Below are 14183 nucleotides of genomic sequence, written 5' to 3'. Positions count from 1 at the left end.
CTGCCCTTGCCGCTCTTGCGTAGGTTCTCGCCCAGATGCCAGGCGGCCGACAGGCCGTGGATGCCGGCGCCGACGATGACGTATTTGACGTGACTCGGAAGTCCCATAGAGCAATGTCCTGTTGAATTTCGAGGCTGAACAATAGTTTGGGAGCCGCGACAACCATTTGACATTTGGCGCCACATTACCGATAGTATCCGCCATATCGTCGCTATTCGAAGCGCAGCTTATCCGATGCTGGTAGGCTTGTGCTGATTGTTCGGGCTGGTTAGCACCGATGTGGATCGCGTCAGCCCGCGATCCTGCTCCTGATGCGGCGTGCGTAATGTCTCCGGAAATTCGTCTATCGCCCGGGCTCTTTGAATGCAGCCGGATGCTCCTGCGTCTCAACACTCCGCATCGCTTCCGGTGATCCCTACCAGCTAAAGGCATTGAGCAAAGCAACGCGAAACAGCGAATCGATGCAATTGCACTCGCTTTTCTGGATGGCGACGAGGCCGGTCACTAACGGTCCCAGCCATTGCCCGTGACGACGATCATCGCGGTTCGAACCGCATGGAATGCAGAACCGCAAAATGAGAAGTTGTTCATAGCAGATGAGCGGCGCGACACGTGTGTCGGCGAGCTTGACGACCGGATTTGCGAAAACATGCTCCTGGGCCACCGCCGTGTGCCCGGGTTTTCTCATCAGCGAGGCTGGCGTCGCCGCCCTCCTCCTCCGCTTTGGCGATTGCGTCCTGCAACGATCTGTAGGTGTCGGCCTTGCGTTCGGCCGGAACACAAGCGGCACAAGAACGCCGCGCGGAACCACCGCTTCTTGCAGTTGAAGCGCTTCAGGAACTCCGCCGCTCGACCTCCGGCTTGCCGCCGATTTATTCTATCAGGAGGATTACCCGTGCCGTCGGATCAGAGATTCGCGTCTCAAACGGCGGCACTCAACTCCGCGCCAAACCCACTCCCAAACCTATGAGCGCGCCCGAGAAAGCCACGGTTATCGTTGCGATCGCGCAGATCTCTGGCGTCACGCCTTGCCGTAACATGGCCCAAATCTGCATGGATAAGGTGTTTTCAGTCGCCGTCAACAGAAACGTGATGGACACCTCGTCAAAGCTCAAAGTGAACACGAGCAGAGCGCTCCCGGTGATCGCCCCTTTCAGGTTGGGGAGCACAGCGCGCACGAACGTCTGCGCATATCCCGCGCCAAGATCAAGACTAGCCTCCTCGATGCTTCGGTCTAGCCTGCGCAGGCGCGCCGCCACCTGCTCTACTACGATGGGCAGCCAAGCCACACTGTGGCCTAGCGCGACCGCCCCTAGGGACAGGCCGAAACCAAAGCTCTTGAGTAGGAGCAGAATCGATAAGCCCGTGATGATCCCGGGAATCATCAATGGCAGCGTCAGCATGTGGTCAACCAGGGCACTGCCCCGAAACGCGAAGCGGCTCAGAGCATACGCGGCCGGAATGCCAAGCAGCAGTGTCAGGAATACCACCCCGGCAGCGACCTTCAGGCTATTGGCGACGGCGCGCAGGAGTTCTTCATTGTTTGCTAGCGCTGCATACCACTCAAAGGTAAATCCCCGGATGGGAAACGTGAGCGTGCGACTGGCGCTAAAGGAATAGGCCACCAGAAGCGCGAGAGGCGCATAGAGAAAGACGAATACTGCTATCCCAAGAAGTGTGCTTGACGTGCGCAGCCCCGCGACCATCTGGGCAACACTTCATTCATATCGCCGCTCCATCCATCTCGCCAGGGCAACGGCTGAGGCGATCACCACGATGATCACAATCGCCAACGCACTGCCGAACGGCCAGTCGAAGGCCGCCCCAAACTGGCTTATTATGATGCTCGAGATCATCATGCCGCTCGGCCCGCCAAGCAGTGCCGGCGCGACAAAATCCCCGAAACTTAGGCAGAAGGTGAACATCGTTCCCGCGATGATGCCAGGTACGCTGAGCGGCAGAATGACGCGCCACAAGGTGTAGGCGGGCGAGGCCCCCAAATCCATACTTGCCTCGAGGGTCTCTCGCGGAATTTTTTCGAGCGCGGTGTAAACCGGGATGGCGACAAAGGGTATAAATACGTATGTGAGCGCGACACATACACTGAAGCGATTGAACAACAACAGCGAGATTGGCTCACCGGCAATCCCCAGCCAGCCGAGTCCAGAATTGATGACGCCTTCACGCCCCAGTATGATGCGCCAAATAAAGGCACGCAAAAGGAAACTCGTCCAAAGCGGGATCACCATCAGGAAATAGAGGATCTGCCGCCGCGGGCCGGCGCACAAGGCAACATAAAAGGCGAGGGCGTATCCAAGGAGTACCGCACAGATCGTGACGATACCTGCGACCAGCAAGGAGTTGCCGGTCATCGATAGATATACCGCGCTCTCGACAATGCGGGCAAAGTTCTGCAGGCCGAAGTCAGGAAGAGTGACATAGTTCTCGACTTTCCAGAAGCTGTAGGCGAGGATTGGTGTAAGGCACCATGATAAATAGAATCGCGTAAAGCGCCGCCGGCCCGAGAAAGACCGTGAGCCGCAAGTACCGACTCCAATCAACGCGGTGCGTGCGCATAGATGCTTCAGCCAGCGCCCATGCCCGCTCCAGCCAGAACTGTCGAAGACGATCACGTCGCCTTGCCGCGCCCAAACGCGAAGCGCGGTCGAGGGCTCCAGGTTGGTAGTTCCACTTGCCTGGCGATCCAGCTCTGCGGTCAGCTCAACGTCACTTCCCAGTCTCAGGGCCAGTCTGACTGCTGTCCCTAGACAGACGACGTCCGAGACGTGGACGTCCGCTTCGAACGCTGCGTCCTCTTCTGGCACGCCGAGCTTCAAGTTCTGCGGACGAATGGCCAGAAGCCCTTCAGTTCCACGCGCCAGAGCATGCGGCTTGCCGTTTCGTAATCTAAAGCCGCTACTCTGGTCGATCGAGATCGGTATGAAATTGCATCCACCGATGAAGTCCGCGACAAAGCGGTTTGACGGGCGCTCGAAGATCTCCCGCGGCGTGCCGATTTCGGCGATTTCTCCAGAATCGAGCACCGCAATGCGGTCGCTCATCACCAGCGCTTCTTCCTGGTCGTGGGTCACGCAGACGAAGGTGAGACCCAACTCGGCATGCATCCGCCGCAACTCAAGTTGCATCGCACGAGCAGCTTGGCGCCCAGGGCGCTGAGGGGCTCGTCAAGCAGGAGAACTGACGGTTCGTTGATCAGGGCTCGACCCAGGGCCACCCGCTGCATCTGGCCGCCGCTGAGTTCGCGGGGCAACCGGCTGGCCTTGTCGCTGAGTCCCACACGATCGAGCATTGCCAAGACCCGAGCCTTGACGTCCGCTGTGGAAATCCGTTTCACCCTTAGCGCATAAGCGACGTTTTCGAACACCGTAAGATGGGGGAACAAGGCGTAGTTCTGGAAGACGGTGTTCACGTCACGGCGAAAGGGCGGAACGTGGGTAACGTCTCGCCCTTTAATCGACACGGACCCACGGTCCGGCACCTCGAAACCGCTGATGAGGCGCAATGTCGTGGTCTTACCGCACCCGCTCGGACCAAGAAGCGTCAGGAACTCGCCCTCAAGGATCTCCAGCGACAGATCCTTGAGGGCCACTGTATTTCCGAAGGCCTTCGACACCCGGTCAAGCCCGGTCAAGCCGGACGAGCGCCTGATTGCAGCACGATCCCTCTTTCGCGGGTTCAACTGGCATAATCAAGCAGCCTTCACCTCATTCAGTACCTCCAGATAGCGGTTCCGGCGCGGGATGTTCTCCCAAAATTGCATCTGGTCCATCATCTCGCCAACCTGCTCCAAGCGCAACGCTTCCCAGGTCTCCGCCTTCATGTGACCCTTCGACGCCGGGCTGGTCGGCATGTAGCCAGTAACATTGGGGATCTCGCCCTGCGATTCCGGGGAGATGATGTGATTGATAAACTTGTGGGCGACTTCCTGGTTCGGTGTCCCCCTTCACAATGAAGTGCGAGTCGATCCACCCGATAGGCGGGGAGCCGGCAAATTCGCGCACCGGCAGTCCCTGTGATTTCAGGGTCGCGGTGATGTAGCTCCAAGAATTGGATGCGACGATTTCCTTGATCATGAACAGGTCGATCGCCTCGCCCGCCTGGGACCAATAGGTGCGCACGAGGGGCTTCTGCTCGATCAGCTTCTGCTTCACCGCTTCGAGCTGTTCGTCCGTCATGTTCCAAAGGTCTTCAATTCCCATCCAGTTCGCCACGTCTCCCAACGTTGCAACATCGTCCCATACCGATTTTGCAAGCGTACCGATTGTCAAAAAGGATTCCGAAGTCGCTCCCATCGGGAATTACATCGGCGTTCACAGTGACGAGAGTGATTCCAAGGAACGTCGGCACTCCATAGACCTGCTTTTCCTTCGAAATGAAAGCGACGGTCTTGAGCCGTGGATAAAGCTGCTCAAAATTGGGAATCAAGGACAGATCGAGATTTTCCACGAAGCCGGCGTCGATGGCCCTCTCCGCCAACGAGCTCACGATCACGGCGACATCATAGTCGCCTCCACCCGCGGCCAGCTTGGCCATGTATTCATCGTTCGAGCCCACGTATGTTTTCGTGACCGTAACACCATTGGACTGCTCGAAATCCTTTATCCAGGCGTCCTCGGCATAGCCCTCCCACGTGAGAAGCCGAATCTCGCCGGCCGCAATCGCGCGGTCTGGAAGATGCAGACTAGCGGCGCCGAGGCCTAGAAGTGCGCTGGTTTTCAGAAACTCGCGCCGTATTATCTTCTTTACTCGCATTGCTGGACGCCTCCCCTTCGCTGTTCTGAACCGTATTTGCCTTTTTCGGTCTCCCGTCGGTGGACGCCCGGAGGTGCCGCGGGCCGCCATTCTGTCTCACAGGGACTCGTACAACGAATCGATTGTTTCAGTCCGGTACGGCATCGAGAACGGCTTTTCGAAGCGCCATGCGCGATAGTCGTTCCCATCCAGCGCCTTAACCAGTTCCTCCGCCCCGATGATCATCCCGCCCCTCAGCCAATTGGCCATGTCAAGCATGGCGGTCTTGTGAATTGTTTCGGTCGCGCTCCCGCACGCATCTTTCACCAGCGTGATCCGAAAATCGCGCCACAGGGCATCCCATACCGTCGTCTCCAGGCAGGCCTCCGTCCAGACCCCGAAGATGATCAGGTGCTCGATATCCATGCGGTTAAGAACAAGATCGAGCTTCGTGCCGTAAAAGGCCGTGAAGCGCTGCTTGTCGATGACGATGTCCCCATCCTGCGGCGTGACCTCCGGACAGATCTCCCCCCGCGTTGAACCGGCGACGCTGTGCAGCGGCCGCCCGCGGTCATCCAGAGACTCGTATCGTGGCGTGTCTATACCCTTCGGGTCGAGCCAATGGCGCGTGTAAATGATCGGAAAACCAGTTCGTCGACAAGCGGCCAGCACCTTCTGGGACTTGCTCAGAACGTCTGGATAATTCTCCACCGTGCAAGCACCCTCGGGGAGGTTCTCGCCTTGCAGATCAACGGCTAGTACTGCGCTTCGCTCCAGCCGGAACCAATCAGACATTTCAGCCTCCTCGTCAGACATTCGGCAAACTAAGTTGCAAGATCGGCTTTTGCTTGCATGTAACAGCTCGATTGTTGGGCATCTGTAAGCTACTAACGATTTGTTCTTGTGATGTTTGTTCAAGCGAAGTCGACAGGGCTCCTACGACCCAATTCATGGCCAGTTTCCCAGCCGGCCTCTCAAGGAACCTAGGGACGATTGCTTGCAATCTTCATATCGTGACGGCTCTTCTCAGCTGGGCTTTTTTGGACGCCCGAGCTTCAATCCGTACCGGTGGCGGCGCTCGCGAAGCCAAATTCACGCGAGCTCCATCGGGTGAGATTAGACCGCGTAATCAGGACCGCGTTGACGCGTCCTGCCACATTTTTGGCATCTGCCGCCATATCGAACGCTTGGTTTGGCGACTCCGCCGATGTCGGCGGTGCCGGCAGCGCCTCGCGATCTCCATGGGAATGAATTGGGCGCACGGCGCGGGGTTTCGGCAAAGCTGCTTGCGCCACCGAAAAAGCTGGCTCACATGGATGCTGGAGGCGGTTAACCAGGTGCTCGACTTTGTTGCACTCGTGGTAAGCGGCACAATAAGGCTGGATTTGCTGCGGAAAGTCCGCGGCCGGATCGCTCAGTAGGGTGGCTCGGTCGTGGGATCCAAAATGGCCGCGACGATCTCATCGTCGAGCGGGTGGGCGAAGGTAGTGGCGTAGAAACGCTTCACTTCGGCCTTTAGATCGATCTCACCAAAAACCTCCGGGTTGATCGTCCTTGCCGCCCACAGCACGGTCAGCGGCTGCTCAGCCGTGCGATTGCCCCATGTATGCGCGACTACAGGAAGCGGAAAAACGCGCCGGGTCGCCACCGCACGTACGTCCTTTAGCAGCGGGTTGCCGAGGACCTTTTCGACATCTTTCAGCTGGGGGACCAGGACGATGCCGGGGTTCCAGGTCAGCACCTGCTCGATGTTGAAGGATAGCACTTCTTGGCTGCGCCCGTCGTCGGAGACGCTGACGCCGCCGGCCTGCCGGATCCACCACTCCGCAATGAGATGCGGCTGGCTGATCGTCTCCGGCTCGAAATAAAGCACGCGCGGCTTCTCAGTGTCCGCAAGGGATTGCGAAATCGCCGAGACCCGCGCCAGAGTTCGGTCGAAGTAGTCGACATAGGCGGCTGCTTCCTTCTCCTTGCCGAGAAGACCGCCGATGAGTTCCATCGCCGTCTTCACGTCATCGGGCTCCTGCCATTCAATGACGACCGCAGGCACGCCGACGCGCGCCACCGCATCCGCCATGGCCGGATAGGTCGTCAGGATGACATCCGGCTGGAGCGCGATGATCGCCTCCAGGTCTGGTTCCCGGCTCTGCGTCTCGATCAAGGGCGCGTCAGCCAGTTGCGGCGCGAAGACTTTTTGAAAGGTCCAGCGCGGGTTCTCTCCGAACCGCGGCGGCAAACCGCTGACGAGTCGATCCGACGCGCCGACGGCGAACAGCAGGCTGTTTAGTGGCGGCACGGAGCCCATGGTGGCGACCCGCTCGACTTCGGCCGGCACGACGACCCTGCGGCCTGCCATGTCGGTGATGGTGCGGACCGCGGTCGCACCCGCCGCCGGCGAGGCGATGCCTAACAGGAGCAGTAAAAAGGCTGAAATTTTCAGGATGGGTCGACACGTCATATCAATTTTCCCTCAGATTATGGGACTTGCCCAATCGGGAGCTTCGGCGGACAGGAAAACATACGGTCATGGGACCGAAGCCATCGTCGCCTGCACCGAGGGACACCAGCCGCACCGGCACATCGTACAGCGCGCTCAGCGTGAGATCGTTGACCACATGGGCTACGTCTCCCTGCGCAAGCACGAGCCCGTGCTTCAGCAGAACCGCTTGCGTCGCCGCCGCCAGGGCGTGGTCGGGATCGTGCGTGGAAAATACCAGCGTGCGCCCCTGCGTCGCCAAGCCCGCGATGATGTCGAGGATGCGCGTCTGGTTGGCGAAATCGAGGCTGGCCGTCGGTTCGTCGAGCACGATCGTCGCCGCGTCCTGCGCGATTGCGCGGGCGATCAGCGCAAGCTGGCGCTCGCCGCCGCTCGACAGGTTGAACGGATGGTTCGCCAGGTGGCCGATGCCAAGTCGGCCTAGGCTGTCGAGGGCGATGCGCCAGTCATCGGGCGACGGCACGGTGAAGGAGCCGAGATGCGGCGTGCGGCCGAGTACCGCGATGTCGGCCAGCGTGTAGGGAAATACGGCCGCGCCGTGCTGCGGCACATAAGCGATGCGGCGCGCCCGTTCGCCTTCGCTGAAGCTCGACAGCGGCCGGCCGTCGATCTCGATGCCGGCGCCGCCGCCCTGGAGCCCGACGAGACAACGCAGCAGCGTCGTCTTACCCGACCCGTTCGGCCCGAGAAGGCACAGCACCCCGCCCGCTTCGGCCCGGATCGAAATCCCGCGCAGGGTCGGAGCGACGTTGCCGGCGTGAGTGAAGGAGACATCGCTGGCGACTAAAGCGGCCATCAGAACCAATGCCTCCGGGCACGGCCGAGCACGATGGCGAAGAATGGCGCACCGACAAGCGAGGTTACGACGCCGAGCGGCAGCTCCTGTGTCGCCACGCTGCGCGCCAGTGTGTCCATGGCAAGCAGGAACAGGCCGCCCGTCAGGGCGCTGATCGGCAAGAGGCGGTCGAAATTGGGACCGACCAGAAAGCGGGCGATGTGGGGGACGACCAGCCCGACCCAGCCAACGATGCCGCTTACGCTGACAGCGAGCGCGGTCAGTACGGTGGCTCCGGCGATGGCAACGCCGCTCACCAGCGCCGCATTGACCCCGAGCGCCCGTGCCGCGTCGTTGTCGGCGCCGAGCACGTTTATGTGCCAGCGGAAGGCGTAAAGCTGGGCGAGCATAAGTGCGATAGGAACGCCGATGATGCCGAGATCATCATTACCGATGCGATTTAGACTGCCCATCAGCCAGAAGGTGATCGACGGCAGCACGTCGAGCGGGTCGGCTATGTATTGCACCACCGCAACCAGCGCGTTGAAAACGGCGGCGACCACCAGGCCCGCCAATACCAAGGTGATCATCGAGCCACTGCCGAGATGACGGCCGATCAGCGCAGTGGCCGATGTGGCGAGGATACCGGATGCCATAGCCATGCCCATGACGCCCGACCAAGACAGGCGCAACAGCAGGGCCAGCGAGGCGCCGAAGGCCGCGCCCTGTGAGGCGCCGAGGATCGCGGGCGAAACCAGGGGATTGCGGAAAATGCACTGATAGGTCGTCCCGGCCGCGGCCAGACTGGCGCCGACCAGCAGCGCGCCGGCAATGCGCGGCAGCCTGATTTCCCATACGACTGTCTCCGCGGTCGCAGTCCAGTCGGCCTCACCGCCGGTGACGGGGTATAGGAAGATCCGTAGCGCTATCAGCGGCGGCACGGGATAGCGCCCAGTGACGAAGGCCAACACCACCGCCGAAAGCAGCAGCATGAAAAGAACAAGGTAGAGCGGCCACAACGGCTGTCGCCGCGACCTTTTCCGGCCTCGACTTTCCTCATGTGAAGTGATCATCGTTGCGGCGCCGTTTCCCCCGATGGCGAGACCAGAAAGCAGCTCAAAGTAGCCTCGGACATTGGCAGGTAATGTCATCCATGAACGACCATATGCAGCTAGCGCCGTTGATCAACGTGATGCCTTGTCGACTGTTGGAGTCGCGGGTGTGAGCCGAGGCATCATAGAAACATTTAGCTGCGTGGATTCTGGTTCCGCTAGAGCAGAACAATCTGAAGGTCGGATACCTCCAAAACAGCCCTCGAAGCCCCGCCTCGACCCAAATCGCGGGCGTCCCGATCCAAGGTCGTTCCGCAGCGTTCCAGTAGATCAGGCCGCCTCAGTTCGGGCAGAGCGGATGCTCGAACTCTTTCTGGGATTTATCGCATTGCCAAGCTGAGCGGCTCGTTGCTCTTGCAAATCGCATGCCGCCATTGGCAAGCAAATGCCAGTAGAGGGATAACCTCCCATAGCACCGCACCATGTTTTCTCGAAAGTCGACTAACCGCTCGCGGTCTCCAAATGGCGGCGCTCGCGACGCCGATTCACGCGAGATTATCGGGTGATAATTAGATCGCGCAAACTAGAATCGCATTGACATTTGCGGCCATTCTTTTGACATCTGCCGCCATATTCCCCACTTGACGATGATGAACCCCACGTGCCGGTTCATCTCGCGGTTTTCGCAAGAGCGGCACCGGAGCTGATTGAAGTCGTTGGCGATTCCAGATCAGCGATTGATGATTCAGACTGTCTGCCGGGGATGGAATTCGTCCCGCGTACCACTCGGTTCGAAGTAATCGAAGGGCATGCACCGCCTCAAGCCGCCGTGCGCGTGATGGCTCCTGGCCGGGACGGCACCTCTACATTGTCGATCAGCCGCGTCTCGCCAAGCCAGGCAGCCACGAGCAAGCGTCCGGGCCTGTCAAGCGCCTGCATCGTAGCGAGGTCCTCCTTGGCCCGGAGTTCGAGATACTCGATCCGGGCGTAGCCTACCGGGACAATTGCTGACCGCGCCTCGACGAGCGTCGCGTCGACCGACGCGCCTCCGGCGACGCGTGCGGCCGCGCGGCAAGTCTCGGCGCGACCTGCCGCTCCGCCACCGACAGGTGCACGTTGCGCGACTACATTGCCAGGCCGTCCTCCTCGCGGACCGTCGGGCAGGCGACTATCTCGATGGGGATATCCAGATCCCACGCCACCGACGCCCCTCGTGCAACTGCTGGAAATCCTTCTCCCCGAAGAAAGCAAGATCGGCGCCCGTCTGAGAGGGAGTTGAGCAGATGAGCGCCGAGCGGCGCGAGCTTGGCGCCGTCCTCGTGCTCCGTGCCAGGCCGCGAGACCGGCTGCATTGTTGAACTGTGTCGGGTTGACGAAGAGCGTCACGATAACCCGCTCGGCACGCTCACAAGCGGAGGTCAATAGATACCATGCGGCCCCCGGCCATCGACGCCTTGCGCGCGCAGGTCGAAAAAGATCGAAGGCCCTCGGAGACGCGCCCAATCGGTGCTGCCCTTCGGGTGGCCGCCGTGGTTTCACGCCTGCCCGGGCGTGGGCGCGCGGCACTGCATTGCATGAGATCGCCGGGGCGGCAACGGCATCATCGATGGTGCCGCCAGTGCCCTGTTCACCGCCGGCATCGCCGCGCGCACGAAAGGCCGCGTGCTCTGGTGCATCACCCAGCCGGATATTTTGCGCCCGCCGTCGCGCAGGCGGCCTGCCGCCCGATCGGGTTACCTGGAGGCCGGCGACCAGGCCAGTGTCTTGCCTGCATGGAGGAGCGCCTGCGGCATGGCGGCTTAAGGGCCGTTGTCGGGGAAGTCGCCCAGCTCTCAATGAAGGCCTCGCGTCGCCTCATGCTCACCGCGGAGGTGACCGGAACCATCGGTCTCGCGCTACGGCTTTGGCGGCGCCAGACGGACGCGACCGATTTCGGGCAGCCCACCGCCACCGCCACGCTGGCGGGTGTCGGTGCTGCCCTCCACGCCAATGCAGGTTCCCGGTATTAGCCGAGCCAGCTGGCTGGTCGAGTTGATCCGCGCCCGGGCTGGCGAAAGCGCTGATTTCGAATTGGAAGCCTGTGATGAAAGGGGTCGTCTCGCTGTACCTGCCGAGCTGGTCCACCGACCGTCTGCGGCGGATGACCGGCGCAGCGGCGGCGCGCGCTGACGCGCCGTTGGTGGTCGACGTCCGGGACGGGAGCAGACGGATCGTGACGGCCACCGATGCCGCAGCCGCTGCCCTCGGGTGCGCGTCGGTATGCCCGCCGCCAAACTGGACCACGTTAGCGCCTGCGGCTCTCAGCTGTGGCAAAAAGGTTCAACACGCTGAGTGATTGCAGCGACTAGAATTGGTTAGCTTGCCCACAAGAGCTTTCAAAGATGGCGGACCTTTAGGGCACCGTCCCACTTCGAGTTTAAATACTCACACACCAATCTGCGGTGGCAATGGTGGGGTTTATCCTCGGAGCAAAGTAAGCAGCCGCTCGAAAACAGCTCCGGTTTCAACCGGATCTCAATCCGTCTTTCTTCCATCAAGCATAAGAACGATCGTTCGTAAATCCCCCAGTCACCTTTGTCGCGTTTGTAAGCCTTTAGAAGGTCATCCGTAGGCGCGAGGATTGGTTGATGGACGTACTGAACGCCACAAATTTCTTTCAGAAAATACGCCAAGTCATCCGCTTTCGCGAAGCCTGCAAGCTGAGAGGTATTGTGAAGTCTGACGTCGATTATTTTTTTGACGCTCGCTTTCTTAAGTCTATCAAAGAAATTAGCAGCTGTTGTTTTTGTAAAGCCTATCGTTGCAAGCTCAACCAACTTCTCAGGCTCCTGACATCTACGTTTTTAGGGGCGAATTGACTACCTGAGAACGCGACCTTTTGTGCCCGATTACGGTAGGCTGCGGCCAGTCGCTTTGAGGGCACCTCAAATAAATCTACATCTGCCTTTCCTGCCATGTCGAGTAATCGTGCCTCTATTCGATCTTGATCCAACAGGTGGCCGTTGCCGAGAATGTGCTGAACCTTCACCCCTTTTTCGTGCAATGCCCGACCAACGAGTAGGCATCGGTGACAGTCTAGCGGGTTCTGCTCAGAGCACATTAACGCTATCCGATAAGACTTGGCTCCTTCGACTACCCGATCAATGCCGCAGGCAAACTCCTCCGTTCTTGCCATTCTCTCGTAATCTGCTACACCTTCGCAGAAAAACTGCTTGCTTTTGGGACGCCCGCCGAGTTCCTGTCCAAGAAACACGTATTTGACGCGGTCCCCTCCAAGCTCGCGCTGCAAGTTTTCTTTATTGAAGTGCGGAAAATGCCGCGAGAACGGTGATGTTCTGACGTCCGCTATGGCATTAACGCCATGCAGCTTTAAAAGCGCGAAAAAGCTTTCATAGGAAAGCATTGAGTGGCCAATTGTGAACACTTGCAACGTCGAGCTTCCTATCTCTTTCTTCGCCAACTGAGCCTTCTCCAAACGGAGTTTCCGGACAATGGGCGTAGCATTTTGACCGCCGATCCCGCTGCGCCTTTCTAACGCCTGCACCTCATAGGAACAAGAGACCGTTAACCTGAGCGTAGCAGGAGTGCGGCATTGCAGCGAAGGGACGGCACAACCCGAGACGGACATGGATCAATTCGCTGGCGTGGGCATCAGCCTTCAATGCCGCTATCTCACCGTCAATGAAGCGCCTATAGGCTGCATCGGCTGGCACAGAAAAATCGTAGTCGAGACCCTCGTACTCGACAACGGCCCTGAGGCGTCGCCTTCCGTTTGCCGCTACATCACTGTAAAAGCTAATTTCGTCAGGCTCGATTTCAATGGCGCCGAGCGATGCGGTATTCGTTCCGGCGGGCACTTGTGCCTTTCCACTTTGAGCACGCACCAAATGGCCTCCGAACGCCTTCAACGGTGACGCAGAAACGCTTTCTGCAATGGATTGAACAATCTGCGTGGTGTTGAGACGCTCGAGAACCGCGATGTTGCTACCTGCGACTACAATCCGGTCTTCGGTCGCGTGGGGGAAAGGAAAGTGGTCAGGTGGTTTTGTGGCGGCAATAAGCACCTTATTCCCAAACGCGAAAACCTGTCCATCTCCAGCAAAATCGCCATCCCAAAATCGAGAAGCCTCGACTGCAGCATTGGCCCCCGGCGGCTCGGGTCGTATCATCCGCTGTCGACCAACGTCCCATCCGGCCACGCAGTAAAGACTTCCATAGCGCGTTACATCCGTGATTATTAAGCTGTACTCTGCCACGATACCCCCCCAACTCGCTTACCTTTGGCTGTAACTCGCACAAGTTCAAGGTGATTGATTTGATCTTAACAACTTAGCGTTTGAGATTTTGACGTGCGTCAAGCGGTTCGAAATACACTGGTCTCCGCGGGGATATGAAGAACTGCCAACAAGGTTGGAGCCGCTCGTGGAGAGAAAAAGACATTATCGGGGCAGGACAAACCAAGACCCAGAGTTAAGTAGGTCGCTTGGCTGATACCGGCCCGGCGACATATCTCATCAGCCCCTTGCTTCAAAATGAACGCCTTCTGCGTGGCGGAAAACTTAGATGCATTCATTGTGTTCCGCTCCTCCCGAGCCAGGGGAACCTACAGAGGAAAACTCCAGTTCCGACCGATCCAGTTTTCAGGGATCGGAGCACACTTATTGGGTCTTGCCCTCATCGTCACACTCTGGTTTCGAGCGGGCAAATGTCAGCTCCAGGGGAATGGCGAATGCGAGGTCGGATGCAGCTTGCCTTCGGCGAAGCGCGAGAAGCGGAACGGCCGTAGCAGGTCGCTCTCGTTACCGCAGATGTCGTCGGCCACCAGCTTGCCGACGCCGATCATCTTGTAGCCGTGATTGCTGTCGGCGATCACGTTCTCGCAGAACCGGTCGAACACCGGAAAGGAATCCGCCGTGAAGCTGCCGATGCCGCCGGACGGCTCCTTCTTGTATTTCGGCATGGTGCCCTCGAAGCGCTTCTGGCAGAAAGCCAGCGCCGATACCCACATGTGGCAAAGTCGTCGCCCACGATGAAGTCCGGGCTCTCCGGGCCGTAGGGATCGATCTTCACCTGCTCTGGCGCAGTCGGCACCTTGAACGGCATGGCG

Annotated in this window: 16 protein-coding genes; all 16 read right to left on the bottom strand. The window is 59.4% G+C overall.

Going from position 1 to position 14183, the window contains the following annotated elements:
- Positions 1-415: 415 nt before the first annotated feature.
- Positions 416-664 carry a hypothetical protein gene (locus tag CIT31_RS02240; RefSeq protein ID WP_128362972.1) on the bottom strand — a complete coding sequence of 83 codons (249 nt, stop codon included), beginning with the start codon at positions 662-664 and terminating at the stop codon, positions 416-418.
- Between the two features lie 271 nt (positions 665-935).
- A complete protein-coding gene (locus tag CIT31_RS02235; protein ID WP_095517289.1) occupies positions 936-1706 on the bottom strand; it encodes an ABC transporter permease in 771 nt (256 codons plus the stop codon).
- 12 nt (positions 1707-1718) lie between these two features.
- Complete coding sequence (locus CIT31_RS34590) at positions 1719-3125, bottom strand: ABC transporter permease subunit (protein ID WP_206073318.1); 1407 nt, start codon at positions 3123-3125, stop codon at positions 1719-1721.
- Positions 3089-3652: an ABC transporter ATP-binding protein gene (locus CIT31_RS34585; protein ID WP_206073317.1), complete on the bottom strand. Its 564-nt coding sequence runs from the start codon at positions 3650-3652 to the stop codon at positions 3089-3091. The genes CIT31_RS34590 and CIT31_RS34585 overlap by 37 nt, the downstream gene beginning before the upstream one ends.
- Positions 3653-3725: 73 nt before the next feature.
- The gene (locus tag CIT31_RS33730; protein ID WP_128362971.1) at positions 3726-4220 is read right to left on the bottom strand and encodes a type 2 periplasmic-binding domain-containing protein; all 495 of its coding nucleotides are present in this window, start codon (positions 4218-4220) and stop codon (positions 3726-3728) included.
- Positions 4210-4773, bottom strand: coding sequence for an ABC transporter substrate-binding protein (locus tag CIT31_RS02220; protein WP_165778327.1), 564 nt, complete (start codon positions 4771-4773; stop codon positions 4210-4212). Before CIT31_RS02220 ends, CIT31_RS33730 begins: the two co-directional genes overlap by 11 nt.
- A 96-nt stretch (positions 4774-4869) precedes the next feature.
- Complete coding sequence (locus CIT31_RS02215) at positions 4870-5547, bottom strand: cysteine hydrolase family protein (protein WP_165778326.1); 678 nt, start codon at positions 5545-5547, stop codon at positions 4870-4872.
- A gap of 619 nt (positions 5548-6166) precedes the next feature.
- A complete protein-coding gene (locus tag CIT31_RS02205) occupies positions 6167-7087 on the bottom strand; it encodes an ABC transporter substrate-binding protein (RefSeq protein ID WP_165778325.1) in 921 nt (306 codons plus the stop codon).
- Between the two features lie 124 nt (positions 7088-7211).
- The gene (locus CIT31_RS02200) at positions 7212-8045 is read right to left on the bottom strand and encodes an ABC transporter ATP-binding protein (RefSeq protein WP_095517284.1); all 834 of its coding nucleotides are present in this window, start codon (positions 8043-8045) and stop codon (positions 7212-7214) included.
- On the bottom strand, positions 8045-9043 hold the full coding sequence (locus CIT31_RS02195; protein ID WP_206073315.1) for a FecCD family ABC transporter permease: 999 nt from the start codon (positions 9041-9043) through the stop codon (positions 8045-8047). The genes CIT31_RS02200 and CIT31_RS02195 overlap by 1 nt, the downstream gene beginning before the upstream one ends.
- Positions 9044-9895: 852 nt before the next feature.
- Positions 9896-10273, bottom strand: a complete 378-nt coding sequence (locus tag CIT31_RS35840) for a pantoate--beta-alanine ligase (protein ID WP_329609747.1) — start codon at positions 10271-10273, stop codon at positions 9896-9898.
- The gene (locus tag CIT31_RS35835) at positions 10201-10428 is read right to left on the bottom strand and encodes a pantoate--beta-alanine ligase (protein WP_329609748.1); all 228 of its coding nucleotides are present in this window, start codon (positions 10426-10428) and stop codon (positions 10201-10203) included. Before CIT31_RS35835 ends, CIT31_RS35840 begins: the two co-directional genes overlap by 73 nt.
- A 1023-nt stretch (positions 10429-11451) precedes the next feature.
- On the bottom strand, positions 11452-11892 hold the full coding sequence (locus CIT31_RS02180; RefSeq protein WP_095517282.1) for a DUF488 domain-containing protein: 441 nt from the start codon (positions 11890-11892) through the stop codon (positions 11452-11454).
- Positions 11871-12536, bottom strand: a complete 666-nt coding sequence (locus tag CIT31_RS02175) for a DUF488 domain-containing protein (protein WP_206073314.1) — start codon at positions 12534-12536, stop codon at positions 11871-11873. Before CIT31_RS02175 ends, CIT31_RS02180 begins: the two co-directional genes overlap by 22 nt.
- An 85-nt stretch (positions 12537-12621) precedes the next feature.
- Positions 12622-13332 carry a dual OB domain-containing protein gene (locus CIT31_RS02170; protein WP_128362970.1) on the bottom strand — a complete coding sequence of 237 codons (711 nt, stop codon included), beginning with the start codon at positions 13330-13332 and terminating at the stop codon, positions 12622-12624.
- A 452-nt stretch (positions 13333-13784) separates the two neighbouring features.
- The coding region (locus CIT31_RS02165; RefSeq protein WP_206073313.1) for an FAD-binding oxidoreductase at positions 13785-14183 on the bottom strand (399 nt) is incomplete at its 5' end.

The organism is Mesorhizobium wenxiniae, from assembly GCF_002284535.1.
In the GTDB taxonomy this organism is placed as follows: Bacteria; Pseudomonadota; Alphaproteobacteria; order Rhizobiales; family Rhizobiaceae; genus Mesorhizobium; species Mesorhizobium wenxiniae.
This window is presented reverse-complemented; position numbering and strand designations above follow the sequence as displayed.

Coding starts and splice junctions, on each gene's coding strand:
- CIT31_RS02235 (WP_095517289.1), bottom strand. CDS start 1,706: ATGGTCGCGGGGCTGCGCACGTCAAGCACACTTCTTGGGATAGCAGTA.
- CIT31_RS34590 (WP_206073318.1), bottom strand. CDS start 3,125: ATGCATGCCGAGTTGGGTCTCACCTTCGTCTGCGTGACCCACGACCAG.
- CIT31_RS33730 (WP_128362971.1), bottom strand. CDS start 4,220: ATGGGAATTGAAGACCTTTGGAACATGACGGACGAACAGCTCGAAGCG.
- CIT31_RS02220 (WP_165778327.1), bottom strand. CDS start 4,773: ATGCGAGTAAAGAAGATAATACGGCGCGAGTTTCTGAAAACCAGCGCA.
- CIT31_RS02215 (WP_165778326.1), bottom strand. CDS start 5,547: ATGTCTGATTGGTTCCGGCTGGAGCGAAGCGCAGTACTAGCCGTTGAT.
- CIT31_RS02200 (WP_095517284.1), bottom strand. CDS start 8,045: ATGGCCGCTTTAGTCGCCAGCGATGTCTCCTTCACTCACGCCGGCAAC.
- CIT31_RS35835 (WP_329609748.1), bottom strand. CDS start 10,428: ATGCAGCCGGTCTCGCGGCCTGGCACGGAGCACGAGGACGGCGCCAAG.